Origin of the sequence: Pedobacter africanus (assembly GCF_900176535.1) — a bacterium.
GTDB lineage: Bacteria > Bacteroidota > Bacteroidia > Sphingobacteriales > Sphingobacteriaceae > Pedobacter > Pedobacter africanus.
Window position 1 is genome coordinate 1,332,256 of record NZ_FWXT01000001.1, and the last position, 25,739, is coordinate 1,357,994.

Here is a 25,739-nt window from a genome sequence, read left to right on the forward strand (position 1 = left end):
ACAATCAAAAAAAACAAATTTACCCGCGGCAAAAGAAACAATTTGACAAAGTGCAGCTATGGATTGACAGATGGTTGTATATTTGTTCTAATGAAGAACCTCAGCCTAAGGTGGTCAGACCTGGACCCCAATTTTCATCTGCGTCACAGCAGCTATTACGATCTTGCTGCTCAGGAAAGGATAGAGATCCTGCACCAGTATGGCATCACCATTGGTTTGTTGCAGGAAACCCATATCGGGCCTGTCCTTTTTAAAGAGCAATGCGAATTCAGAAGGGAAATCCACCTGAACTCAAAAGTACACATCGTTACCAAATTACTGAGGATGCGCAAAGATGGTTCACGATGGGTCATCAGGCACGAATTCCTTTCAGACGAAAACCAGCTTCACGCCACCATACAGGTTGAAGGCAGTTGGATAGACACCCTCAGGCGGAAAATAGCCAGGCCAGTACCGGAAGCTATTCTTAGCGGATTGGAGCGTTTCCCTAAAACCGAAGACTTCGAATACCTGTAATTGTACAATCATGCCAGACTATCTTTTTGAAATTGAACTAAAAGTAAGGGATTATGAATGCGATCTGCAAGGTATCGTTAACAATGCCGTCTACCAGTCGTACCTGGAGCATGCCCGGCATGAATACCTGGCTACCAAATCTGTATCGTTTAAAGAACTGACAGACAAAGGTATTTTGCTCATGGTTTCCAGAATAGAAATGGACTTTAAAAGATCCCTTACCAGTGGCGACAGGTTTACTGTAAAACTAAGAACTGAAAGACAGGGATTGAAACTGGTATTTTACCAGGACATTTTCAGGCTTTCCGACAATGCCCTATGCCTGAAAGCAAAAGTCGATGTGATTGGCCAGATCAATGGTAAGTTAAACAGGGGCGATATTTTTGACACGCTTAATTTCAGCTAAAGCCGGCCGGATATTGTTACTTGCCGGGAGAAACGAGAAAAAAAGCATTTTTATTTGCCATCTATGAAGAGTTGAAAGCCAAAGGTGTCGAATTTATAAAGCCCCCGTCCAAAGAGTCCGATGGAACAGAAGCATTGTTTAAAGATGATTCTGGAAATTATTTTTCCTTAAAACCCTTAAACAACTTCGACCATAAAAACAATGTTTGATAAGGCTGTTCATCCGGCGTTTTTTGAGATGTTGGCAATTACTTCATCCAGTTCTGCTGAAGATTCAGACAGATATTTCAATAAAACCTTAGTTTCTTCGTCTTTGCAGCTGTACTGTAACAACTCTGCAAGTGACATGATTTTAGTGAGCGGTGCGCGTACGGCATGCGACTGCAGCCAGGCTATCTCCTTCAGTTTTTTATTCTGTTCCTCTATGGCCTTCATCTGCATTTTGTTCTGGGTGATGTCCTGCATCGCACCAATCATCCGGTAAGGTTTCCCGGTTTGATCAAACCCCACATAGCCCCTGTCCATCATATACCGGTACTCACCGTCACCGCATAAAAATCGATATTCTTCCGTCCAGAGTTTAGCGCCTCGCATGATATGCCTGTTAATCGAGGCCACCACTTGCCCGCGGTCTTCGGGATGAATGTTGTTTTCCCACCAATGGGCATCTGTTATGTGGCCAATAGATTTGTACTTCAAAATCCCACTTATGCCCCTGTTCCATGTAATCTTCTGGTTCCGAAGATCATAATCCCAGATTACATCACGAGTGGCGCGCGCAACAATATTGTACCGCTCTACATTTTCCATGATCTGCTTTTGGCTTTCAATCCTATCGGTGATGTCGCTGGAATTGCATACAATCCCCTGAACGGAAAGGTCCTCCGTCAAATTGGTTGCACAGGTTTCAATCCATCTCCACTCTCCATTACCATGACGGAACCTGAAAGGCGAAAACTTAACCTGAGGCTTTAAATTCAACCCCCCAGCTTCTGCAACCACGGTCTGAACATCATCTTTGTGGATATATTGCAGTGCATTCTGCCCGATAAATATATGTGGGTCTATTCCAAGTATCCTTCGCGAGGTTGGGCTTACATATTTATAATTCAGGTCAATGTCAACGATGGCAATAAGCTCAGACCCTTCCTGCACCAAGGCTTTAAAGCGTTGTTCACTAAGTGCCAGCTGCTGCTCTGCAATTAATTTTTCAGATATGTCCTGGGCCAGCACTATCCTGGCCTGCCTGCCTTTAAACTCAATCAGGTTACTTTCTATTTCAACAAATATCAGATCGCCGTTCTTTTTAACATGCCGGAAAATATTTTTAAAAAATTTACCAGTCTTTGCATTATGCTCTACAATGTTTTTCACGGCGTCAATCTCATCAGCAGGCCTGATATCGCTAATGCTCATGGTCAAAAACTCGGATTTTGAATAACCATAGTTTTCGACGGCAGCAATGTTTACATCCAAAAAAAGTAAGGTCTGTATATCAAACACCCACATTGGAAGGGGCGACTTCTCAAATAAATTATAAAAACCAGTACTTTCCATTCTTTGATCGCGCAATATAATTTGTTGAACGAAATTTAGTATTAATTCAACAACTTTGCAAGTTTACCACAGTCTGTTTTAATATTCTAGAATGACGAACACAAATCAAAATGGGTCAAGTGGTATTTCCCTTAAGGGATTTCCACCATCAATAAATAATTTTCCACCCTTCTTCAATGCTTTTGCAATATTTGTCAACGATTGATCTTCAATTTGAGGGTGTCGTCCATCCAATGCCCCAACCCTTATTGCAACGGCAATATCGAATAATCCTTCGTTAGGTTCAAGCTCAAATTTTTCTACGGCAGCTTGTCTAAAGAAGAGTTTCCCTGTTTCCATTTCAGTTTGCGAGCCTGCTATTGCCTGCTCGATCGCTTTTGCCGAGCGGTCTATGCCTAGAATATAGCCGTTACCAATTCGCCCTGAAATTTCCCTGGCCATAGCACCTGGGCCACAACCGATTTCCAAAACCCTGATATTTTCTTTCAAAGGCAATGCATCAACAATATCGGCAAGTCGTTTAGATAATTTTTTGTTCATGTGTTACAATTACTACAGATCAGAGGATTACTTTAATTAAAGTTATCATAAAATGTAAATAATTAAAACACAAATGAAAGTGAAACAGAGGCTATTTAAAAATCGGCCCGGCGCTCCCCTGCCCAACAACCAAAAGCTCCCCCAAATAAACACTTGTACTTACCATATTGCCATTGGCATTCACAAAATGCTGCCAGCAATGCACGGTATCGCCTGCATACCCTGCCGGCAGCCGCAGCATAACTTCTTTATCTGCACGTTGCGCCACATCTTCAAAACTCACAAAAGCCTTTTTAGCAGGATTATATACTACAATGGTGGCCTTATCGTCTTCATTGTTAAAAATTGATGCACTGGCGTTCTCCCACTTAATGTGCAATACGGCATCAATAAGGCTCAGTACCTCCCTGATCAGCGGAATCAGCAATTCCCCTCTGCTCAGTATTACTTTCGCAAAATCAATCATATATTCCAGGGGCGAATTGCCCTCAACTGCATTTTTCATATGATAAGACACACAGGCATTCATCGGTGTTTTGCCACTCATAATGGCCTGGTAACCTTTTTCTACAATAAGCTTTAAAGGTTTTAACCAGCTGCTCACCAAACCCATTAAAAAATGCTGGTTCTTCTGTTTTTCAGAAAAAGTCTTGTTACTGGTATCGGGCAAGCTGCGCAAATAATCAATTCCACGCCAGCTCCCACCCACCACATTGCCAATTTTACCGGATACCGGTCCATTTATTCCGTTTTTATATCTTGCCATAATATTTGTTTTTTGATTTTTAATTGGCGGCTTCGGCAATCCATCGGTAACTGCGCCTGAGAAGCTGCGCAACCCCGCCAATGTTACCTCATGGATATGCCTTCATTGCCCTGAAACCCAATCTGCATATTTATATACTGTTCGTTTGTGTCTCATGCGGGCATAAACGCCATCACCATTTCTGCTTCCGCTGTTGTTGCTGTTAGCCTCGTATGAGACCAGCCAATCTCCTTTAATCTCAGCTACCAAACCAACATGCGCAATGCGCCCCAGTTCCGGAAACCATACCCCAAACACATCCGCAGGCTTAGGCTCTTTTACTATCCTTGATGCCGGAAACATGGCAGGGCTCCATGCCGTCCGGGGCCGATCATAACCAGCTTTTCCAAAACACCAGGAGATATAACTGGCGCAATAAGCCGCCGGAACTTTAATTCCGGTGTATAGCAGGTACTCTGCTATTCTTTTACCATCATTTCGCCCGGTCAGTTCTCTTACCCCAACCTCTGCTCTTGCAATGCTAAGCACCCTGCCTCTCTCGCCCCTCTGGGGAGAGATGTCGCTCGCGACAGAGAGGGGCTCGCCTCCCTTTGTCATCCCAACTCCCTTTGTCATCCCGACTTCGGAGGGATCTCCTACACCACCGCTACCACACATCCCAAGCCCACCAATAGCACCAAACAAAACGATGCCCATAAAAATGCTAGCTTTTGCCATACCTGTAAATCGTCAAAGTGTAAAACCATCCTGTCCATTCCCGGCAGTCCCATTCTCAGCCAAAACCTCATGAAAAGCCACCAGCTTAATTCCAGCAGCAGTAAAAATGTAACCAGGCTTAGCACCACCATTAACGGTACACTCTGGTTTATCCCGGTAGTCATTTCCGGGCTGTCCAAAAAGCTGGTTATCCCGCCCCATATCAGCATCAGCAATACAAATAGCCGATGTTCCTTCTTGGCTTCGTTTAAAAAGCCTATAAGGGTCATACCCCAATGTTTAATATCTATAGTTTTCATTTTTTTCTTTTTTAAATGAATGATAACAACCGGTAGTCCGTCAAGGGCTGCGCCTGCGAAGCTCATTTCATTCGCAACCCAGCCAATGCCCTCTCATGGACATACCGATTGTTCTTTGAGCAGAAATTTTGCGTGCTCTGAAGCGGCCTAGCGTCTTCGCGCTCCTTCAGCGCGATTGTGCAGCCGCAGAAGAGTCCATGCTAAATTTCCCAAATTAAAGAACCGTAAACTCCCCAATGTAGTTGCTATTGGAAACTTCTTTTCCAAGCGCATTTACAAAAGAAATCCACGTATGCACGGTATCACCACTCCAATCGGGCGGCAGCTGCAATACATAAGCTTCAGCTGATCTTGCAGCAGCCGATGGCAGCATCGTAAACTTATCCTTATCTACATTATAGGCCATCACTGTTGCCCTGTCTGTACCACCGGAACTGGCAGGTAAAGAATCATCAGTCCAGCTAAAATCAAGCCTGGCCGCAAGCGTAACTGCCACCAGTGGGTGTACTGCTTCAGGCAAATCACCCTCGCTAAACATCACCTTGGTGTAGTCAATGGCGTAATCCATAGAACTTGTTCCGGTAACTGCATTCTTCAAATGATAAGAAGTTGCTGCGTTCATGGGCGTTATGCCCTGGTTGAATTGCTGGTAACCTACATTGATCAGCGGTTTAAGCCGCTTCAAAAATGTGGTAACCATGGCCAGCTTAAACCTTACGTTCAGCTGTGCTTCAGTGGGGGTGTAATCCCCAAAATCAGGAACACTTTTCAGATAGTATTCACCCTGCCAGCTCGATCCTACAACCGTGCCGACTTTTCCTCTAAACGGGCCGAGGATGCCTTTTTTGTATTTTCCCATCGTTATAAATTTTATGGGTTTATCGACGTTTGCAACCTTTTTTAGCTGTGGTTAGCAACGATAGCAGCTATGTCATTCAGCGCACAGTTTGTCATCCAGAGTGAAACGAACGATCTAATAAAACTTTGGCAGCCGCGCTATCATCCTGTCTACCGCAGCGGCAAACTCCCGAGCGCTACCTTCCCATTTCATTCGGGCCTGCTGTTTAAAACACAAATCCAAACCAACCATCGCTTGCACAAATCTGCATTTCAAAACCCGCTCTGCGGTGTCCAGGCATTTCAGGTGGTACTTACAGTTCTGGTCGGCCCCGGTATCTATAGCTATGCTCAGCTGTTTCATCCAGCCTACAAAATGCAGGGGCTCTGTTATATTCAATATTTTCAAGGGCTTGCCCTTTACAACCATTACCAGGCAACCCCGGCGGTCATTCATCCGGTAAATGTTCATTACCAGTGCATCATCCTTACGCATTTAATTACCATCGTAAGTCTGGATAAAGGCCCTGCACTTTTGCGGGCCTTCTCTTTTAACCTAAGTTAAAAGCAGATTATCTTGCCTGCCTCACCTCCTTTCCTGTTAGCTGGTAACTAACCAGCACCTTTTCATAAAGCGCAATCAGGGTATTTCCGCGTACAACAAAATCTGTAAGCTTTCTGCCGGGATATTTCGGTAAATAAATGCTGTGGCTATAACCACCAGATAACAGATAAACATCAATTACTTCCCGTGCATCAAAGGCCTTTAAGCTTTCATTATCGCCAGCTAAGGCTGCATGGTTATAAAACAAGCGGCCATCTGTATAGCCCCGCTTATTTACCACAACAGCGGGGGCGCTTACCGTACGCATCCAATACCTGCCGTCCTTAACTTCAGCAACCTCTATTTTGGCTACGCTGTTGGTATCTATCAACTGTCCTGTATGCAAAACGTTCAGGCTGCTGTCCAGGTACACAAAAGCATTTTTGTAGTAATAGGTGTAAACCATCCTTCCGGTGGTTTCATCCAATGTTACATAGCCGTCGCGGCTAAAGCTGTCCTCCTTTGGGTTTAGCTTGGCCACAATCTGGCTTTTCAGGCTTTCCAGCCTAAGCCTGCTGCCATCTGCAAAGCCCAGCTTCTGGTATAGGGTGTCCTGCAAATGGTAGTTGCAGCTAAAAAGGTTCAGTGTGGCCTTGTAATTGCCCAGGTAAACCCGGCCTTCGCCCAGCCAGGTAATGTACCAGTAATTGTAGCGCAGCTGCTGCTCGTTCAGCTTTTTTACGCTATACATATGCCCGCGGTCAAAACCGTTCTTTGCCGGGCCGGGCTGTAAAAAGTAAAGGGTGGCCACAGCGGTAACGCTTAAGGTAAATACCAGTGCTATAGTAATGTAAAGTGATTTCATTAGTTTAAGTTTTAATATGGGGAGGCCCCCATTGTACCTCCCCAAAAGGTTAATTATGGTTGTTTTCTACCAATGATGCTGGTAGTTTGATGCACGGGTTCACAGCCCGGGGCATTGTACACAATTGAACCTTCAAACAGCTCGCTGCATACCGGGCCGGTATATTCCGGGCTGCAGGAAATAGGATTATCGCAGTCATTTTCCAGGTAATAAGTGTACACATTCTCCGCTTTGGGAGCTGCTGCTGTTAAATTTTGGGACGCATAGACCCCACTTGCTATCAGCACAAAGGCCGTAGCAACAAAAATTGCTTTTTTCATATTTTATTAAATTTTAAATGTAATTGCCTACTATATTTACAGGTGTTCGGCATTTCCTGATTCGTTGCGCAATTGAATATTTTTATGTCGAACAAAATTACCTTCTCAGAGCAGGCATAGGATTCATTTACTTTTTCCCCGAGAAAAAGTAATTTATTCCAGCCTGTGATGAGAACGGTTATTTTGTGTTTGTAAAACGAGCCCTGCAATAGCCAGGACCAGGAAGAATATATTCAATACCAAATGCCAGCCCCATCCCAGCGCTTCTATAGCAGCACCACAACCACAAATTACATCCGGCAAAAAATAAAGTACAATTACTATATAGGTGGTAAACATGCTCATTAAGCTAAAGGAGCTAAACAAACCCAAAAACCGCAGCCTGCCGTTATTCAATACCAAGGCCAAAGCCAGCACAATTTCAACCACTGGTACTGCCCAGGCCAAAAAACCTGCATAAGACGTTAACATGGCAACTTTTTTCATCGTAAGCTCAAACTTGTCAATTTCAAACAACTTGCTAAAAGCAGCGTATACAAACAGTATAAAATACGCCCAGCAAATCATTTCAATAAGCAATTTCTTTCTTTTTGTTTTCATATAGTTTTTCTTAAAACACTCCCTTTTTTCCTGGCCAACACTTCCAGTTCAGCATCAACCCATTTAATCAGTTCATCCACCACCGGCCGTTTATAGTTGTCGAACCGCATTTTAGTAAGCTGCACTACCTGTTTAATTGCGGCCCTGTATTTCATCAGCAGCTCTTCCCTGCCGCCAATGTTTTCTGCTACGGCAATCTTACTGCGCATTTGCTGAAAACAATAGTGTATAAAAGGCGTATCGTTAAAGCCAAGGCCCAGCAAAGCATTTAAAACCAGCTCTTCGTTTACATCAGGCTCTTCTATACACAGCTGCATCCGTTTGTTAAACTTACGCAGGTACTTAAAATCGCCCCATTCCATACGCAATTTCGGGTCGCCAAAGCGCAGGTAGGGTTTTAGCAGAAGTTTTACCAGTGCATCATTTAGCTTTACCGCATTCAGTTTAGCCTTCAAAATACCCAGCTGTCGTTGAAATACCTTGTTCTTGCTATCCCGAAAAATGCGCGGTACAATCAAATCGTCTGGTATGTAGCCGTTCAGTTGCTGCCGTACCTTGTCCAGCAAATTCAGCACGGTATGGGCATCGGGGTTGTGTTTTCGTAAAGGGTCGTACAGGCTGTCACATACCGAAACCAGCGTATGCAAATTAATGTACAGGTAGGTTTTAATGCGCGTTTTGCTTTTCAGTTTCAGCAGGTGCTGCGCCATAACCATATCCAGGTTCTGGCATTCAGTTTCCAGCGCCGCATTCACTGCGGTGCTGTTGTCATCGGCGGGGGGTCTTAGTGCTATTGCGGCAGCCAGGTTCCTTAATTTTTCGAAAGCGTAATTCATATTTAGTTCGGGTTCGGTTTCTTCCTGTGTTTCACACGCTTCACGGGCTGCTGCCTGCCATACCAGTTCTATCAGCTGCCCGTAGGTTTTGTGTATCAGCCACCAATCTTCCTGCTGGTTCAGGTCTATGCTGGCTACACTGCTTTTGTTTTTACTGGCATGTATGCCCAGGTAATAGGTAGAGCTTAGTATTATGGCTATCAGCGCCCTAAAGCTGTAACTGCTCTGGGCAAAGTAAGGGTCGGTCATGTTTAGCAGGGGCGCTCCCTGCTCTTCCCTTTTCTCGGATATGCGGCGCGTTAGCGGATCCAGCTTGCTCATTTGCCATAAAATGATCTCCTGCATGTCTTCCTGGTCTGTAAAATACTTCAGGTTGTTCTGCATCATTTCTATAAAGGTATCCTGTACCTGCTTTTCGGCGGGCTGGCCCTGCAGCTGGTATTTTTCAAAAAACAGGGTCCAGTAATCTTCGCGTTCTATAAACAGCTTAAGCAGGTTGTGCAGGGTTTTAAAGTAATAATATATGGCCTTACGGTGTACCCCGGCCTGCGTGGCTATGGTACTTACATCCAGCCCGGCATACCCCTTGTCCCTTAAAACTGTACCTACAGCCTTTAATATCAGCTCCATTTTTTCTTCACGGTTTCTTTTCTTTCCCATTTGCTAACCAGCTAAAGCTTTACATGCGCCGGGGCGCTATTCAAAGTTTTTAATGTTCATTTTCGTTTTTACCCATTCCCAGGCATTCAGCACCCTATCCATATGGTCTATGCTATGGGTGGCCATTACACTCATGCGTATACGTGCCTTGTTTTTGGGCACTGCGGGGTAGCCAATCTGGTTGGCATATACCCCGGCTTCCAGCAGCCATTTGCATACCTCGGCATTAAGCCCTGGGCTGCCCGTCATCACGGGCACTATGGCACTGGCGCTGCTACCTGTATCCAGCCCTAAATCCTGCAGGCCCTTTTTAAGGTAATTGATGTTTTCCCAAAGCTTGCTGCGCCACCAGGGCTCATCATCTATCAGGTCTATACTTTTAAGGATGCAGGCCGATGCGGGGGTAGCCGTTACCGAAAAGATGTGCTGCCCTGCCTGAAATTTCAGGTAGTTCACCAGTTTTTCATCGGCCACCACATAGCCTCCTAAATGGCCAAAGGTTTTGCTAAAGGTGCCCGTTATCAGGTCTACATCCTTATAGGCATTGTGCAGTTCAATTACGCCCCTTCCGGTTTCACCAACTACGCCTACCCCGTGTGCATCGTCCATTGCCAGGTATGCCCCATGCTGTTTGCACAGCTTAATAATTTCGCCCAATGGGGCCAGGTCTGCAGGCTGGCTGTACACCCCATCTACTATAACCCACATACTACGGTGCTTGCCCTGGTTTTCGCGCAGCTGCCGTTCCAGGTGCTGCATATCGTTGTGCATAAAGGTTTTTACTTTGGTACCCTGCACCCCTTCGTACATGCTGGCGTGTACACTCATATCTAAAATGGCCAGGTCATCTTTTTTCAATAAAGCCTGCATGGTTGCGGTGTTGGCGGTATAGCCGGTAGTAAACAGGATTGCCGCATCACGCTTAAAAAAAGCGGCTATCTTTTCTTCCAGCTGGCGGTGGTAACGCATGTGGCCACCTATGGCGGGGCTGGCCGCAGCGCCTGTACCAAATTCCTCTATACCAGCTATAGCAGCAGCTTTTACTTCAGGGTGCTGGGTAAAGCCCAGGTAATCGTTAAATACCATCGCTACAAATGTTTTGTTGGCATTGCCCGGCAAGTTCAGTTCTACCTCGGGCATACAGCCACTCAGGCTTTCCTGCCGGTAGTTCCAATGCCCCCGCTCCAGCCAGTTCTTTATATAAGCATCAAAATGCGCTGCCCAGCTTATAGCATCTTTACCGGGCATATCCACAAAATCCTTAAAGCTTGCATTCCGAAGCTCAACCGCCGTCATTTTAATTACATCTGTTATCGTCATAATTTTTTCTGTGTTGTGTTATTTGATAGCGAAGGTAAAGCGGCGTTTTCAGATCAGGTGTGCAAAAAAACGACTCCCAGAGGCCATTTTGTGCAATTTCGTTTTGGCAAGCAGCCACAATTTGGCGCAGCAATTCCACTTCAATTTTGCAGCTGCTTTTGTGGCCTTAAAAGGGCGTTTTTGCAACCTTAAATTGTGCACCCGGCTAAGGGTTTTTGAGGCGTTATATTATTGCATTTTGTGCAAAATATTTTTTACTGAATTACATTATTGCTTAAAAATTGAATAAGCGGCCTTTCCCGCTATCAATAATGCAAACAATAAATCCAGGTTTATTTCTGTTAAATCATCTACCAATTGGGTTTCCATTTCTTTAGCAAAAGCATCAAGACCAAACTCTGCCTTAAGCTGCAGGGTATATGGGTAATCTTCCACATTGCGCAGCGTTATAGAAAGCACCACCAAATCATCGTTGTGCAGGTCAATTTCCAGCCCATCAGGCGTTACCAGCTGGTTGGCATTTGCCCAAAATTGGGCCAGTAAAACGTTTTTATCCATCATAAAAATTTCTCTTCGTCATCCTCAATTATTAAGGTATGTCACAAAAACTGTATTTTTTGTCAGAATTTTTCTGACAAAAACACAAAAAAAAACGGAAAGGCCACACTTGCACCCTCCCGTTCAACTTTACCTAAATGAAACTAATACAACGCCGCTAGCTCCACACGGCACCAGATAGGTACTATCGCAGCATCCGGCAACTAATCCTTTCAATAACAATCGCCCTCACCAACCGTCATCACCTCCTCATAACTCAACCCATAAAAATATCCAATTCTTTCAATCTGCAGGTTGCTGGGGTAAACAAAATCCTCTTCTAACCTCAAATACGCCGAAACCTCCATTTTCAAATACGCGGCTATCTCTTCTAAGCTCTTACCGTTTAACTTGCGCAGCAAGGCAAACTTTTCACCAGGCGTAAGCTTCATGAATTTTATATTTTGTTTCATATTTACCGGTTAGCCAATTGCGAAAGTAACCACAATGGCTATCCGGTAAATTGCAGGCAAGTGCGGTTTACTTGTGTAATAAGGCAAGGATAGAAAACTATGAATCCATCAAAATAGAAAAAACGCCCTGGACTACAATCGATCTTTAAGTTCCATAGCATACCCTGCTCGCTGCGCATGTTTTTGTATAAAGAACAACCGGTAAGGGAAAAGTTTAAATGATCTTTATACCGCAGCCTTTAACAATACGCGCTTTGCCATGATCTTTTCAATGAGCTTTTTAAGCCTGGCAAGATAATCCTCCTTTAACCAATCCGTATAATTTTTGGTCACTTTCCCAAGGCATTTGCCATACTGCTTAATCCTCCAGTCAATCTCTTTATCCAGCTCAGCGGTTAACTCCAGTGCCTGGGCAACCGAGCTGCTATTGTCAACACACATCAGTGCGTGCTGACGGATGGAGTCCCGTATCACCACACGGGCTTTCTTTCCGCTTTCCAGCGCTACCTGATGAGCCGCCTGTACATCAAAAGAGATTTCCTTACTAGCCGGAAATTTGCCACGCATGTCAGATGGTATCTGATGCGCCTGGTAACTGGTTCTGCTGTTCAACATTTCATGATAGGCCTCCGGATTTTCAAATACATGCTGCCAGTCAATCGGTGAAGCCCATTCACCAAAACGTTCGGTGTTATTTCCCAGGTCTATTATCGAAAAGGTTTTTTTCTGTGGTAACCTCCGTGAGCCCCTGCCAATCATCTGGTGGTAAAGGGTAATTGAAGTAGTGGCGCGGTTCAGGATCACGGTCTGAATTGTTGGTTCATCAAAACCCGTAGTTAAAATAGACACAGAAGTAAGAATCGCTCCCTTAGTCTTTTTCAGCCACTGTAAGATCTCCGTCCTTTCACCTGCACTGGTTGTATTGTCCAGATGCCGGATAGGATATCCCAGGGCTTTGAAAACTTCCTCTACCTTACGGGAGGTAAAAATTCCATTATTGAAAATGAGCGTTTTCTTATTTTTAGAATGACTTTCATACGCGTGCACCAGAAGGTCCAACATTACCTGCGAACTATAAAGCTCATCAGTAGTAGCCACCGTAAAATCTCCATGAATCCCAATTTTGAGCGTATTGAGCTCAACATCGTATCTCCAGGTGGTGGGCTTTGCCAGATATCCCAAATCAATTAGCGAACCGATCGGTGCACCAACAACCAGCTCGTCGTAATTTCTGCGCATAGGCAAATTAACATCTGAACTGAAGGGGGTAGCAGTAACGCCTATAACAGACGCATTCTTAAACTTACCAAGCAGCTTATGAAAGGAGTTGTGATGCGCCTCATCCACTATAACCAGGCCCACATCATCAATGTTAACGAGTTTATCATTTATCCGGTTTTTCAGTGTTTCCACCATAGCTACATAACATTCGTAGCCTTCGCGCCTGGAGATTTTTTTCACCGAACTGTTGATCACTTTTGTGCTGATCGCACTCAGTTTCATTGCGGTGGAAGTTTGATCGCACAGTTCTTTACGGTGGGTCATTACGATTACCTTTTTATTGTACTTTTTAATAAACCTCATGGCGAGTTCAGCAAAAACTACAGTTTTGCCGCCCCCAGTAGGCAATTGGTAAAGCAAACGGTGACTAAACGGTCGCTGTTCCAGCTTGTTAAAAAGCTGTTCAACATCACTTTCCTGGTAATGGTATAATTTTCTTCTCATATAGCACAAGAACTATCCTTTTAACATCATATTCTACTTGTACAATTGCTGCTCCTGGGTATAATAAGATTTACGCCCGCCAATCTCCTCTACCAGTATCTTTTTACCCGTCGGGCTCTCTTTAATCCCGGCGCCATGGATTTTTAAAAAATCCTTAATCTCACCACCCAGCTCATCAGGCAACATTTTACCGATCTGCTCAATTTCCTTGCGCAGCAACTTTCCAATCACCTGGTGTAATTCCTTTACTTTAGCTTTTGGAATCGCTTTAGAGATAGAGAACGGAGAAATTCTAGCTTCCCATAAGATCTCATCGGCATAAGTATTGCCTATACCCCTGATGATGTGCTGATCCATCAATACCGTTTTTATCGGCGCGCTCTTTTTCGCCAAAACCCCTTCCAGATAGGCTACAGTCATTTCTTTGGAAAGCGCATCCGGCACATCAGAAACCACAGGATTTAACGTTGGCGTAGCGGCTTTTTGAAAATCTGACAATGCGAAACCATCCCCTGCTTTAAAATAAAATGAGATAATAGGATATTTTACCTTCTCCTGGGCTTCAATCAGCTTCAATTCTCCATGCAGCATCAGGTGTAAACCCAACACCCTTTCAGCTCCAAAATGCAGCTGAATGGTTTTCCCTTCGCGTTTTACCGCAGTAAGCTGATGTCCTTCCAAGGTTTCCTTTAGCTCCTTTTCGGGCACATTCAGCTTTTTATCAACCTGCACTTCCAGGCGCTCCAGGGTTTTATGCTTGAACCGTTTTTCCAGGTTAGCAGCGAAGACTTCAAGGTCAGGTAATTCCGGCATATGTACACGTATTAAATTAACAACCTAATTAACAACATTGAAAAGATAAAGTTTCCGTGCATATAGAAGCTACCAGCCTGATTAAATTTATATTCATTTTTTTACCAATGTATACTTCATTTTGTTGTACTTGGACAAAAAGTGTCAAGCATCTTACACGGGTTCATTTTAAATGAGATCAGAAAAAACGATGGAGAAAGATTTTTTAAAGTTGGCAAATTACCAACATATAATTATCTTTGTTTAAATTTTAATTTTCTCTTGCTATGACACAAATTGAATTAATTTATAGCATTTCACCAGATGAAAGTTATCTTTTTGAAAAAGCTGGATGCGTTTGCAAAAAAGCATGCAGATTCAGCTAAAAGTTTAAGCGTATGGAAAACGGTTACTACAAAAGCTGCTTGGAAAAAAAGTAAGGATGTTTTACACGATTTCCCGAAAGCAAAGATCATTAAGAATGACCGGGCAAGATTTAAGATCGTTGGGAACAAGTACCGCCTAATCGTCGAGGTGGATTATGACGACGAAATTGTAGAGATACGGTTCATTGGAACCCATTCTGAATATGATAACATTGATGCCGAAACCATTTAAAATATGTTATACGGTGAAATTTAATAATTATAGAAAACACTTATGAAAGTCCTAAACTGGTTTTTAATTGAAACTGAGCAAGAGTACGAGCGTGCTACTGCGCGGTATGAAGAAATAAAGGCTGTATCAAAAGGAACTCCACAACATAAGGAAAAACTTCTTTTGGCACACTTGATTTCCGAATATGAAAATAAAGAATCTGAACTTCCTGATGTTGATCCAGTGGAAATGATCAAAATCCGAATGGAGGACTTCGGATATAAATCGTCCGATTTGGCGGAAGCCTATGGTGATAAAGGAACAATAAGCAAGGTATTGAATTATAAACAATCCCTTTCTTTAACCATGATCCGCAAGTTTAGTAAACTACTGCATATACCTGCGGAAGCTTTGGTTAAGGAATACGAATTGAAAACCAATATCTAATTGCCATCAGAGCGAAAATATTGCTCCATCATTTCCTTATTGCCCTGGCGCTTACTTCCCAGTCCTGGTTCATACCTGCATCATACAATTTAAACAAAACCAGCCATTCGTCCTTCAGCAGGTGCGGAATATAGGCGGTAAATATTATCACAAACCTTTCAAAATCAATTTCAGGTTTAGCGATAACAAGATATTCCTCATCGCCTGAAGGAATCACCTCCTGAACCTGAGCTGGCCAGTGTAATTTAATATCGCTAGGCAACTTGTTGAAATGCTGCGCATCAATGAGCCTGCCTATATTTCCGATCAATTCCTCAGCCAGCTTGGATCCTTCACGCCCCCGCCATACGCCATTCAGCTTTTCCACACTACCCAGCAACTCCCCATCGCGGGCAATACGCCAGGATTCTCCAGCCCTAAACTGGATCACCTGGTAGGCCTCAGTCACTGCATTTCTATCAAAATAAACCAATTCAATCATAGTAAACCACTTTCCTTAGATAAAGACTTAGGTCTAACAAAGCTACGCTAATCAGAAATAAAATACTAATATTTTTAGCTAAATAAATCTTAAAGAAAGTATTTCAACCAGGGTATAGGTTGTACCCTAATAGCAGACAAAATACATATCACTCCCCACGAAGCCAGATCTCTTCTTTTTAAATGACCGATATCTCAATCCTGAAATATCAATTTTTCAACTTCCTTTTTAATCTCTACCTGGCTTTTACCGGTTATTTCGCTAATCTTTTCCATAAAGTTTTTTGTAGTGATTTCCTTATTGTAGTATAGTTTATAAAAATAATCCAGGCCGTAATTATCGATCAAATATTTACAAAAAACCGCAGCAAACGCATATGTTAAATTGCTATTATATTTCTGTTGTACTTCTCTGGAGTATAAATTATCAAAATTACATTTACCGGATGCATAACAAGCCTTTAGCTCTGCTCTGCCCTGTTCATAGCTTTTCAATCCTTTATCCATTCCGCCATATAACACAGCGATCCCTTCCTGCATAAAAAAACAGTTTGCACTCGATCCTAAAACCGCATGTACAAACTCGTGCTTATAAACAGGATTGTCATTTATTGCTACGATAAAACCCTCAGGAATATTAGTATAAGCCCCTAAACCCCCATTCCAAATCACTATATTAGAAAGATTATTTAGCTCTTCCTCATTAGCGCACATATAATAATCAATCCGTTTCTTTGGTTTTGGTCTCTTCAGCTCAAGATATAACCTTTCAAGCTCCTCACTTGCTTTGCGCATAGCCTTTAGATCAATTTCATAAAAAGGCGACACATAGAAATTCAGGTTTTCAGTCTCATGTTTTTTAAATCGGGCCGAATCATATTCCTTGCAATTATCAAGGTAATATTTACCGTTGATTTCAACGATATAGTATTTATATACATTAGAAAAATCATCATGTAACTGATCGGGTTTACTTTTTGCTAAAATTTTAAAGTAAGAAAGCGTGTCATTTACCCTTTGCAATTCAGCAAGCTCCAGATCAAATAATTTAGCAAGCTTTTTGGGGCTATTTGAACTCCAAAGCCAGTCCATTGTATAATTATAAACGATTTTGTTTTTGTATTTTGGATGCCACATCGAATTATTTACAGCATCCTGTTGCATATAAAGATCTATAAATTTATATAGTCGTGATATTGAATTTTGGGAAGTGTCTATTTTAACGGGGACTTTTATCTGTCCAATACACTGAAAAAAAGTTAAAAGGATAATTAAGACACCAAAAATATTTTTCATAACTCCTGTAGTAAAGATTTAAAGCTTTCGGATTGTTAAGGTACGCTTTTGTGAAGAATTCCTTTAGTATTCTAAAATATACTATCCGTTATCCGGCATAGGCCTATAAAAACAATAAACAGGGCCTGGTAATTATTCAGGCCATATTAAATAAGCAAGGTAAATTAACAGAACAAAAAGCAGTAACCTAAAAATGGTTTTGGTTTGGAAGAGGATACTTATTCTGACCTTTCACCCCATGGCTCAAAGTATTGCAACTGCCCTTCAATATTCTCATATGGCAAATAATAAATTTCAGCAGAATCATCATGAATGCCTTTAACCATCGCGACCACAACATCAATTCCTTCTGGATAAATGGTGTTCCTAACCTTGGCATCATAAATTATTGAATATGCTGATAAGCTTCTCGATATCAGTTGAGCATCAAAATCTTTTTGAATGACATCAATAAGCACATTGCTAAGCGGATAGTTGTCGCCGTCGTGAACCAATCGCTGTTTAATGTTTCCTTCATAATCGATGCTTACTCCAAAGGGGAAGAATTCCTTTTGTTCTTTGAGAAGTGCTTTTGCTATTGAATAGCCATAATTCAGCAGTTCCGTAACCTGAATAGGGATTGAATCCATAGTATAATTGAGTATTCCAAGATAACAGTTTGTTTCAACTTACCAGCATGAGATAAGCCATCTTTCTATCAACCTGCAAGGCAAGTTTCAGACATGACTTTTAGGGATTTACTAATATGGTATATCGAAGGAAAATATATCCCTGAGGGGGATGTAAAGTATGTAATAAAGGACCGTTGAAGATCAAATATCCGGTGAACTTAAGGAGATTAAATGTCTGCCGAATGGTTGAAGTAAAAGATTATGAGTCTTCTAGACTGACCGACCTTATACGAGGCAAAATGTGCTTTTCTGACTTACAGAAGCAATTTACGGAGTATTTTAGAAACTTCAAAATTTTGCTCCGTTACGTATTTGTTACGGTTTTATTTTGCTTTACGGCTTCCCCAAAAACTCACGAACGATATCATCATTATTTAATATCCTATGTCGACAATCCAACCAGCCGAAATCACTCTCTAATTTACACGAGGGTCCCGGACGTTTGTTTTAGGAATATCAAAACGAACACCAAGGGGTAGTAAAATGTCATCATTATCGTCACCTATGGCATGTGGACTTCAGTAACTGTTGCATAGACTTGAAACGCTCCCCCCGAATCGCTTGAAATCCATTTTTCGGAAATTATCTTCTACTCTACACTAAAATATATATCGTTCACGGAGTGTTAAACTCTATCAAAAACTGATTTTCCAAAACCGTAGGGCTTGGCCTTGGTTGACAATGCTGCTGATTTCGCTTAACGTGCCCCCACCGTTAAAACCAATATTTCAATAAATCAGAATTATACTTATATTGTTTTTTTATCTAAATTCTAATCACTTATGTATATTTCGCGCCTCTCAATAAAAAACTACAGAATCTTTAAAGATTTCACCATTAAATTGAAACCGCTAACCCTTATCATCGGTGAAAATAATGTCGGGAAATCGAACCTACTTGATTGTATCGGCTTAATATTTGGCCAAGAAGTATCTTATTTCAAAAGGAGGGTACTCGAGGTAGCGGATTTCAACTATGATGTGGTCACAACTTTCAAAAAAGAAATTTTAGACTTTAATATACCACCAGATAAAATCCTATTTCCGGAAATAACCATATCGGTAGATCTTACCGAATGGGATGATGACCAGGAAACCGTAATAGCGGATTGGTATAGCACTCCCGATTTTAGAATAGCGACACTAACTTATGTATTTGCACCACATGCAAAATTTGAACGAATCAATGAGATAGTGCAGCAAAGGGAGTTTATCGAAAATTACAAAAAGGACCCCACGACACAGGACTTCGATAGTTTGCCTGAAAGTGCACAACTCGATCTTATTAATTTTCCAGTATCAAAATATCATTATAATATTTATGGCGGCAGCGGCACAAATACTATAGCGGGTGGATATCATCTCAATCAGCTGAGGTTTGAATTGTTGGATGCACTGCGTGACGCGTGCTCAGAATTAGTAGCCAGCCATAACAATAAATTGCTTTTTAGAATCTTAAATGCCAAAGATGAAGCTGAATACCAGGATTTAAAGAGCCAATTAGTTGGCCTTCAAAAAGCAGTTGATGAAAATAAATCGCTTCAGGACATCAAGGAAGGAATTTCCAAGCAACTTGATAAGATATCGCTCGTCACGGACGAGACCTCCAACCTTGTTAATCTGATTTTTACCTTGCCCGACGTTTCAGACTTGTTAAAAAAGATAAGTCTGATATACGGCGACAATCCGGTTAAGATAGAACGGAACGGTACAGGTAGGAATAATTTATTGTTTATATCATTGGTTTTGTCTTATATAGAGGATGTAACCAGGGCACAAAGCGCCTATTTTCGCATTGTAGGCATAGAAGAACCAGAGTCACACCTTCACCCGAATTTGCAGGATCACCTAGCTCACAATATTGAAACCTTAATAAAGGTCGAAGGAAAACAGGATTTAAGGAAAGATATACAGCTGCTCATTACATCGCATTCCACTCATATAACAACCAAGGTTAACTTTGAAAACACCGTTGTGCTTTACAAGAAGGACGGGCATGTACAATCACATTATATTTTAGACGGGTTTAGTGCAACTGCAAAAGGCCAACGCCAGGTTAAATACCTAAATAAATATTTGGATGCCGTAAATACCAACTTGTTTTATTCGTCCAAGATCATATTAGTGGAAGGCATTTCGGAAAAATTGCTTATTCCTAAGTTTTTTGAGATGCTAACCGGGCATTCCGTGGAGCGTTCAGGTTGTGCGGTAATTAATGTGAACGGGTTGGCATTTAGTTATTTTCTGGAGATCATACGGAATGGCTACTTTCAAAAATGTCTGGTGCTTACCGATCGAGATTCGGACACTAAGACAGAAGATCGAGCAGATAACTTGGCGGCAAATTATGCCGGTAGCGCGGAAATTCATGTTGGAATTACGATTGATACAACATTTGAGAAAGACCTGATTGCAGCTAATGCAAAAGGCCTGGGTAGAGCAATACTTTTACAAGTTATAGCGGAAGTCAGACCAAATTCCGGTAAGGCACTAGTTGGAGCTCTTGGAACTAATGATATTGTCGTTGCCGATTACTTCTCACTAATTGAGGAATACAAATCTGAATTTGCGTATTGTTTATTGTTGCAGTTGGAGAGTGGCAGTACTGGATTTTCCATTCCCACATATATCGTGACCGGATTAAATTCGCTCTAATAGCATGGCAAAATCGGGATCTAAAGGGACGATTATCATTGCAGGACCAGGCGCAGGTAAAACACATAATATGGTCGCAAAGATAATTGATGCCTTACCGCTTCTTTCCGGTTGTAGATATTTGGCAGTCATCACCTATACCAATAGTGCAACAAATAACATTCTAGACAGGCTTTCCAAGAAAATTGTCATTCCTAATAATCTTTTTGTTGGCACAATACACTCATTTCTGAACAGGTTTATTGTTGTGCCATTTTCATCCTTTAATCCTGAACCAGTTGGACAGGAAAAGATTTTTATGCAATGTGGGATTGACGATGTGTTCTTGCACGTAGAAAAATCAAAGGCAGCAGACAAAAGGAGCAAAACTCCGGAAGCAATCAGTAAAGCTAAAGCTGGAATAAAGAAAAGGCTCAACACCCTTGGTTATATCACGTTCGACCAAACCTTGTCTATAGCGGCCGAATGCATGAGCAATATCGAAATCGCACGGATAGTTGCTAACCGTTTACAGTATTTGTTTGTAGATGAGTTTCAGGATTCTGGCAATGCTGTTTTTAATATAATTGAAGCCATACGGAAGCAAAGTAAGACTACAATTTACTGTGTGGGTGATCCTGAACAGTATATACAAAGCTTCGATAGTTCAATTCGGTCATTTTCGAATATTCCAATATTAAAGGCAGCGGGAAGTTCTGGATATCAGGTTGAGATCAATAATTGTAATTATCGCTCGTCAAAAAACATAGCTGATTTTCTGAACAATTTTAATGGACGCCAATTTGGGGGCGAAAAGTTTTCGCAAATTGCCCTGTCGAAAGAAACTTCCGAACCCAAAATAGCATCTGAAGAATTAATATACTTTATTGCGGGTAACAACACAGTAACTCCCATCATAACGGTCTTCTATAAGTTATGTGAACAATGCGGTGTTGAATTACCTGACCGATGTATTATCGCCAAGAAAAAGGACGTAATAAACCGAATCATTGCCGCTGTTGGAAACCGCTATAAAGATCCTAAGAAAAGCACATCGGTTTTACCTATAAGAGCGATTCAAGATACACTGCTTACGACCCTCCAACTGGACACCTCTAAGTTCTGTGCTCAGTATAGCTCTGATGTCAACACACTAAGAAAGTATTCAATTGCCATTTTCAAGGCAATCAACAATGGGGCGATCAAAGATGAAAATACTTTTGGCAACTTTGTTCAGGATGTGTTAGGGTTAAAGATAAAGGCAGGACTCCCTGTCAAAATTGAGAATTTGAAATTCGATATCAGGCACGAGCAAATTGGCAATGCTGTTACAGTGGCAACCATTCATACCATCAAGGGGCTGGAAGCTCCAGCAGTACTTGCCATAGCAAAAACAGAAGAGGAACTGTTGCTATGGATTGAAGCTAGCCAATCCGAACGTGATAAAAAGAGAACTAACGAGACAACGGACTATCCCAGGTTGGGTTATGTAGCGTTCAGCCGGGCTGAAAAATTACTTTGTATAGCCTGTCTCCAACCAGTAAGCACGGAGACATTAAAGAAATTGGAAGATTTAAGCGTCTTCATCCATTCACAATTCAGTGGGAGTTGAAATAAATCAATTAGTTAGTCTTTTCGTGTGTAAAAGATTAATAACCTCATTCAAACCATATTGCTGAATATAGTTTACATAATAAAATGACTGGGGAGAGAAGCGTTAGCCTAGTTATTGCCAAATACTATCAGCTCTTGGCCGGCATGAAAGTTGTATTGAAAGCTTTGATAAACAAACATCTTTTAGCTATTTTAATGGTTAACACATTTTTTTAAAAAAAATATTCACATAAATTTTGAAAAAATATTCATAGTTGTATATTTGTAGTATAGTATAGCACGATATGCAAACACAACTATTTGATTTGTCGCAGTTCCGGAAAAAGAAAGCTCCTGCTCAAGAAGAATTCGAAAGCAATAATTTAGATATTTTATTAGCCTTCAGAGACATTGTTCCAAGATGCTTTGAAAGATTGCATAAAGAAATTTTCGGTGTTATCGAGCCTGTTAGTCAGGATAAGAACCTTCCTGCAGTCGTTATGAGTGGCTTTATGCGTGGAGAATTGATAAAGCTATTCCCTGAAGCATGTCGAAACGCTACAACACAAAGATTTCAGTTAGCTGGCACAAAAAATGAACAAATTTTCATAAAAAAACTGGATGAACGTAGAAGGCCTTCTAACATACCTACCGTAGATTCCGTTTTAATATACAATCAGCGTTCCAAATCGATGGCTGATACCACACCTAATATATTTTTAGGTTACACTGCAACTGATGATTGGTCTGGTTTCACTGGAACTTATGCGGTTTGCATTGATGGTGATAAGACGGTTTGGGAAAGTGATTTATCGATGCTTTGTGATAATAGAGGCTCTCTTATTGTTAAAATGCCAGTTGAACCAGTGGCACCTAAGACACCGAAAATAAAAGAAGGTGTAGTTAAAATCAAAAAGAAAGCTGAATAAACTTCGTACTTAATTTATTTTTATGCAACGTTTTAATCCTAAAATGTTAGAGTTAGCTCGTACCTTTCGGGAATTGACGCAAAAACAGTTGGCAGACTTATTACCCAAAATAAACCAACCGAATTTATCGAAGATTGAGAAAGGTGAGCTTTTGGTTTCTCCGGCGACGGCAGAAATGATAGCTGATGCGTTGAATTATCCTGTATCTTTTTTTTACCAGAATGAACCGCGTACGCATGTTGCAAACATATATTTCAGAAAACGTGCAACCGTTCCGCAGAAAAGGTTGGACAAAATACTTTCCGATCTTAAACATGTATTGAAAGGTATAGGCCATTTTATGGAGGACATTGAGCTACAGGAGTTCCCTAAGTACTCGTTTGATCTTTCCCACGGATGGACGCCTGAAGCTGCCGCCTTGCGTATGAGGGAGATTTTAAATATTCCACCTGGGCCAGTAAAAGACCTTGTCAAGCGCATAGAAGAAACAGGGATCATTGTTTACTTTTACGATGCAGAAGACGAGAAGTTTGACGGCTTAACGGCTTACACTGATACCGGCACCCCCGTTATTTTTGTAAACAAAAATATGTCGAATGACCGACTTAAAAACACCATTTCACACGAATTAGGGCATCTAGTGACCCATATTCCATGTTCTATTGAGCCGTGGCGGGATGTTGAGGCAGAGGCAAATGCATTTTCAGGGGAGTTCTTAATGCCTAAGAAAGATTGTTATAGAGATTTGCAGAACTTGACGTACAACAAGCTATCGATTTTAAAATCGTACTGGGGTGTCTCAAAAGCTTTTATTATAATGAGGGCTAGGAATTTGAGCTTGTTAACTGAGTCTACTTATAAGTACTTGATGATTGAATTAGGCAGGCGCAATGAAAGAAAAACCGAAACGGGTTACGTCGATCTTGATCAGCCTCAGGTTTTACCTGAAATTATCAATATTTTGAAAAAGGAATTTACATACTCTAATCAGGACATTGCTAATAATTTAAGCTTTTCCCTTGAAGATTATGTGAACCTTTTTGAACCGTCCCCATTCAAATTAAAGATCCGTTCTTTGCGGCGTACAGTATAGCTTCATAGTAGTAATTGCATCAGCGCTATAAAAAGCACGAAGTCTACCCAAGCACGTTATGTTTCAATTTGGGCGCGAAATTTTCAACTTCTTTTATGTTATGTAATTTAAGCAGCGAGATGTCAGCCGGCGGCGTATAAGACTGACCATTAGTAATGAGACAATTGCCAAGCATATCCGCAAACCTCTTAAAATTAATAGGTACGGATGGCGCTCCTTTGAGATTAAATAGATTATAAGATATGGTAATAAACTTGTAAACTTCTGATTTAGGCAGCACGGTTTTTGGATCTTCTTTGAATTTGGCGTCCATTATGAGGATGATGTCGTCTTCATTCGGATTTTCCGAAGCATCTGGTTTTTGGAACGAAATGTCTGGATTGTTATCCTCTTCTAGCGCAATGGAACAATTGATTTTTGTTCCGGCACATATCTGAAACTTTAACACCCCATTTTTCAGAGCATGAAAACGAGGTTTTCCTTTTTTTAAAGCCGCTTTTCGCGGGAACTTGTACTCGAATTTTCCTATACCCTTTACGAATTCTAAATCATAATTATTCATTAAATCGATGACCAGACAGATGTAACAATAAAACTCATAGATGTAGTCGTCTGCCCAGGTGTCTGTCTCCGATAAAACCGGTGCTAACGGCTCGTCATCGGTTTCCCATTTCGCACCCTTTTTGAGAAGATCAGAATACTCGTTTATATAGTCCAAAAAATCACTCATATCCTTAGATCTATTGGCCAAGTTTCCCTTTTAAACATAGTATCAAAATGAGCTTCAATTTCAGGAACAGATTGAATCGATTGTGATAAGTAATCTTTAAGTGATGTTTTATTTTGCAAGGAAAGCAATTTCTGAAATATTAATGCCTGTGTGTGGATGTTCTTTTCATTGCCACTGATTTCATCAAAAAAACCTACCTGTTTTGGGTCAAGATGTGTTTTTAAGTTATTTGCAATCAACTTATCTGTTGCGACCAGTAATTTACCGCGACTTATTATACGACGATTAACGTAGTCATTCAAAAAGTCAATTCCCTCTAATAATGGCACTTTCACGAAGTCGATTGTTCCGAAGTTTTCCATTGCCTGTAGCATAAATTCCAGTCGATTTTGCTTAGGCAGTGCGTTTACAACTTTGCCGAATGCAGTGCGGGCTGTATATATCCAACCATTTACAATGGTCTTGTAATCTTCGGAATTAATTTCTCTGAACTGTTGACTAAAGTGACTTTCAGGCTTGTAAAAATTATACACAACTCTTAAACTATACTTGAGATCATTCAAGTAATTATTTTTTTCAAGTGGTTTTTCAATTTTATAATTAAAGGTGTGTCTATAACGATCCTTTGGTGGAGGTAAATTATTTCGCCGGGCTTTAGTGATTTGATCTGCTGGCGTCGGTAATTTTATTATGGTTGCTCCAGTAGTAATCACACCGTCATTAGTAAATATTAGTTCGTCTTTATCCGTCCGGATAAATAAAAAATGATTGTTCTTTCTTATTGGCAAATGTTGCAATTCGCTTTCTATCGAAAAGTGACCCGTATCGCCTTTATTAAGATGGCGCTTTTGTTTCAATTCCGGGAGATCGACATATTTAGTATTTATTGCAAATGCTGCCACTTATATTTAGGTTATATATACAAATATGAAACTAATATACACAAACCCGACAAATCTCC

30 protein-coding genes are annotated in these 25,739 nt (G+C 41.3%); 9 read left to right on the top strand and 21 right to left on the bottom strand.

The features are described from left to right. Window positions 1-90: 90 nt before the first annotated feature. The 3 genes from B9A91_RS05545 to B9A91_RS24575 are packed head-to-tail and all read left to right on the top strand — an operon-like array spanning window position 91 to window position 1,131. A complete protein-coding gene (locus B9A91_RS05545) occupies window positions 91-516 on the top strand; it encodes an acyl-CoA thioesterase (RefSeq protein ID WP_084237395.1) in 426 nt (141 codons plus the stop codon). A gap of 10 nt (window positions 517-526) precedes the next feature. Next, on the top strand, window positions 527-922 hold the full coding sequence (locus B9A91_RS05550) for an acyl-CoA thioesterase (RefSeq protein ID WP_084237396.1): 396 nt from the start codon (window positions 527-529) through the stop codon (window positions 920-922). Window positions 923-942: 20 nt separating this feature from the next. Continuing rightward, entirely contained in the window at window positions 943-1,131 is a 189-nt protein-coding gene (locus B9A91_RS24575) for a VOC family protein (RefSeq protein WP_394334666.1), read from the top strand. Between the two features lie 9 nt (window positions 1,132-1,140). Here B9A91_RS24575 and B9A91_RS05560 read toward each other — a convergent pair whose 3' ends face one another. The 16 genes from B9A91_RS05560 to B9A91_RS05635 all read right to left on the bottom strand — a co-directional run bounded on the left by B9A91_RS05560 (window position 1,141) and on the right by B9A91_RS05635 (window position 14,330). Next, window positions 1,141-2,478, bottom strand: coding sequence for a PAS domain-containing protein (locus tag B9A91_RS05560; RefSeq protein ID WP_084237397.1), 1,338 nt, complete (start codon window positions 2,476-2,478; stop codon window positions 1,141-1,143). 105 nt (window positions 2,479-2,583) lie between these two features. Beyond that, the gene (locus B9A91_RS05565; RefSeq protein WP_084237398.1) at window positions 2,584-3,018 is read right to left on the bottom strand and encodes a class I SAM-dependent methyltransferase; all 435 of its coding nucleotides are present in this window, start codon (window positions 3,016-3,018) and stop codon (window positions 2,584-2,586) included. Window positions 3,019-3,109: 91 nt separating this feature from the next. After that, complete coding sequence (locus tag B9A91_RS05570) at window positions 3,110-3,784, bottom strand: DUF6266 family protein (RefSeq protein WP_084239592.1); 675 nt, start codon at window positions 3,782-3,784, stop codon at window positions 3,110-3,112. Window positions 3,785-3,886: 102 nt separating this feature from the next. Beyond that, window positions 3,887-4,480: a C40 family peptidase gene (locus B9A91_RS05575; protein WP_235012464.1), complete on the bottom strand. Its 594-nt coding sequence runs from the start codon at window positions 4,478-4,480 to the stop codon at window positions 3,887-3,889. Then, complete coding sequence (locus B9A91_RS05580; RefSeq protein ID WP_144008866.1) at window positions 4,420-4,800, bottom strand: hypothetical protein; 381 nt, start codon at window positions 4,798-4,800, stop codon at window positions 4,420-4,422. Before B9A91_RS05580 ends, B9A91_RS05575 begins: the two co-directional genes overlap by 61 nt. Window positions 4,801-5,014: 214 nt before the next feature. Then, window positions 5,015-5,659, bottom strand: a complete 645-nt coding sequence (locus B9A91_RS05585; RefSeq protein ID WP_084237400.1) for a DUF6266 family protein — start codon at window positions 5,657-5,659, stop codon at window positions 5,015-5,017. Between the two features lie 114 nt (window positions 5,660-5,773). Continuing rightward, window positions 5,774-6,133: a hypothetical protein gene (locus tag B9A91_RS05590; RefSeq protein WP_084236749.1), complete on the bottom strand. Its 360-nt coding sequence runs from the start codon at window positions 6,131-6,133 to the stop codon at window positions 5,774-5,776. Between the two features lie 76 nt (window positions 6,134-6,209). Beyond that, window positions 6,210-7,046, bottom strand: a complete 837-nt coding sequence (locus B9A91_RS05595; RefSeq protein WP_084237401.1) for a hypothetical protein — start codon at window positions 7,044-7,046, stop codon at window positions 6,210-6,212. 53 nt (window positions 7,047-7,099) lie between these two features. After that, a complete protein-coding gene (locus B9A91_RS05600) occupies window positions 7,100-7,366 on the bottom strand; it encodes a hypothetical protein (RefSeq protein WP_084237402.1) in 267 nt (88 codons plus the stop codon). A 153-nt stretch (window positions 7,367-7,519) separates the two neighbouring features. After that, on the bottom strand, window positions 7,520-7,966 hold the full coding sequence (locus B9A91_RS05605) for a MauE/DoxX family redox-associated membrane protein (RefSeq protein WP_084237403.1): 447 nt from the start codon (window positions 7,964-7,966) through the stop codon (window positions 7,520-7,522). Continuing rightward, the gene (locus tag B9A91_RS05610; protein WP_084237404.1) at window positions 7,963-9,462 is read right to left on the bottom strand and encodes a TetR/AcrR family transcriptional regulator; all 1,500 of its coding nucleotides are present in this window, start codon (window positions 9,460-9,462) and stop codon (window positions 7,963-7,965) included. The genes B9A91_RS05605 and B9A91_RS05610 overlap by 4 nt, the downstream gene beginning before the upstream one ends. Before the next feature lie 36 nt (window positions 9,463-9,498). After that, on the bottom strand, window positions 9,499-10,782 hold the full coding sequence (locus B9A91_RS05615) for an aminotransferase class I/II-fold pyridoxal phosphate-dependent enzyme (protein ID WP_235012465.1): 1,284 nt from the start codon (window positions 10,780-10,782) through the stop codon (window positions 9,499-9,501). 267 nt (window positions 10,783-11,049) lie between these two features. Next, window positions 11,050-11,343, bottom strand: coding sequence for a hypothetical protein (locus B9A91_RS05620; protein WP_084237405.1), 294 nt, complete (start codon window positions 11,341-11,343; stop codon window positions 11,050-11,052). A 209-nt stretch (window positions 11,344-11,552) separates the two neighbouring features. Continuing rightward, on the bottom strand, window positions 11,553-11,792 hold the full coding sequence (locus B9A91_RS05625) for a helix-turn-helix domain-containing protein (protein ID WP_084237406.1): 240 nt from the start codon (window positions 11,790-11,792) through the stop codon (window positions 11,553-11,555). A gap of 225 nt (window positions 11,793-12,017) precedes the next feature. Then, on the bottom strand, window positions 12,018-13,517 hold the full coding sequence (locus B9A91_RS05630) for a DEAD/DEAH box helicase (RefSeq protein WP_084237407.1): 1,500 nt from the start codon (window positions 13,515-13,517) through the stop codon (window positions 12,018-12,020). A 33-nt stretch (window positions 13,518-13,550) separates the two neighbouring features. Beyond that, window positions 13,551-14,330: an Fpg/Nei family DNA glycosylase gene (locus tag B9A91_RS05635; protein ID WP_084237408.1), complete on the bottom strand. Its 780-nt coding sequence runs from the start codon at window positions 14,328-14,330 to the stop codon at window positions 13,551-13,553. A gap of 303 nt (window positions 14,331-14,633) precedes the next feature. On the opposite strand from B9A91_RS05635, the gene B9A91_RS05640 reads away from it, so the two are divergent. Both B9A91_RS05640 and B9A91_RS05645 read left to right on the top strand, forming a co-directional pair. Further along, on the top strand, window positions 14,634-14,927 hold the full coding sequence (locus B9A91_RS05640) for a type II toxin-antitoxin system HigB family toxin (protein ID WP_084237409.1): 294 nt from the start codon (window positions 14,634-14,636) through the stop codon (window positions 14,925-14,927). 42 nt (window positions 14,928-14,969) lie between these two features. Further along, window positions 14,970-15,353 carry a helix-turn-helix domain-containing protein gene (locus B9A91_RS05645; protein ID WP_084237410.1) on the top strand — a complete coding sequence of 128 codons (384 nt, stop codon included), beginning with the start codon at window positions 14,970-14,972 and terminating at the stop codon, window positions 15,351-15,353. 28 nt (window positions 15,354-15,381) lie between these two features. Here B9A91_RS05645 and B9A91_RS05650 read toward each other — a convergent pair whose 3' ends face one another. The 3 genes from B9A91_RS05650 to B9A91_RS05660 all read right to left on the bottom strand — a co-directional run bounded on the left by B9A91_RS05650 (window position 15,382) and on the right by B9A91_RS05660 (window position 17,758). Further along, window positions 15,382-15,834, bottom strand: a complete 453-nt coding sequence (locus B9A91_RS05650) for a hypothetical protein (protein ID WP_084237411.1) — start codon at window positions 15,832-15,834, stop codon at window positions 15,382-15,384. Window positions 15,835-16,028: 194 nt separating this feature from the next. After that, entirely contained in the window at window positions 16,029-17,129 is a 1,101-nt protein-coding gene (locus B9A91_RS05655) for a hypothetical protein (RefSeq protein ID WP_144008867.1), read from the bottom strand. A gap of 218 nt (window positions 17,130-17,347) precedes the next feature. After that, a complete protein-coding gene (locus B9A91_RS05660) occupies window positions 17,348-17,758 on the bottom strand; it encodes a hypothetical protein (RefSeq protein ID WP_084237413.1) in 411 nt (136 codons plus the stop codon). Between the two features lie 824 nt (window positions 17,759-18,582). Between B9A91_RS05660 and B9A91_RS05665 the strand changes: the two genes are divergently transcribed. The 4 genes from B9A91_RS05665 (at window position 18,583) to B9A91_RS05680 (ending at window position 24,048) form a co-directional block, all read left to right on the top strand. Beyond that, window positions 18,583-20,454, top strand: a complete 1,872-nt coding sequence (locus tag B9A91_RS05665; protein WP_084237414.1) for an ATP-dependent nuclease — start codon at window positions 18,583-18,585, stop codon at window positions 20,452-20,454. Window positions 20,455-20,458: 4 nt separating this feature from the next. Then, window positions 20,459-22,045: a UvrD-helicase domain-containing protein gene (locus B9A91_RS05670; RefSeq protein WP_084237415.1), complete on the top strand. Its 1,587-nt coding sequence runs from the start codon at window positions 20,459-20,461 to the stop codon at window positions 22,043-22,045. A gap of 286 nt (window positions 22,046-22,331) precedes the next feature. After that, window positions 22,332-22,955 carry a hypothetical protein gene (locus B9A91_RS05675; RefSeq protein WP_084237416.1) on the top strand — a complete coding sequence of 208 codons (624 nt, stop codon included), beginning with the start codon at window positions 22,332-22,334 and terminating at the stop codon, window positions 22,953-22,955. Window positions 22,956-22,977: 22 nt separating this feature from the next. Beyond that, window positions 22,978-24,048 carry a helix-turn-helix domain-containing protein gene (locus tag B9A91_RS05680; RefSeq protein ID WP_084237417.1) on the top strand — a complete coding sequence of 357 codons (1,071 nt, stop codon included), beginning with the start codon at window positions 22,978-22,980 and terminating at the stop codon, window positions 24,046-24,048. 43 nt (window positions 24,049-24,091) lie between these two features. Here the strand turns inward: B9A91_RS05680 and B9A91_RS05685 are convergent, their stop codons facing one another. Further along, window positions 24,092-24,778, bottom strand: a complete 687-nt coding sequence (locus B9A91_RS05685) for a hypothetical protein (protein ID WP_084237418.1) — start codon at window positions 24,776-24,778, stop codon at window positions 24,092-24,094. Continuing rightward, window positions 24,775-25,680, bottom strand: coding sequence for a hypothetical protein (locus B9A91_RS05690; RefSeq protein WP_084237419.1), 906 nt, complete (start codon window positions 25,678-25,680; stop codon window positions 24,775-24,777). Before B9A91_RS05690 ends, B9A91_RS05685 begins: the two co-directional genes overlap by 4 nt. Window positions 25,681-25,739: the final 59 nt, after the last annotated feature.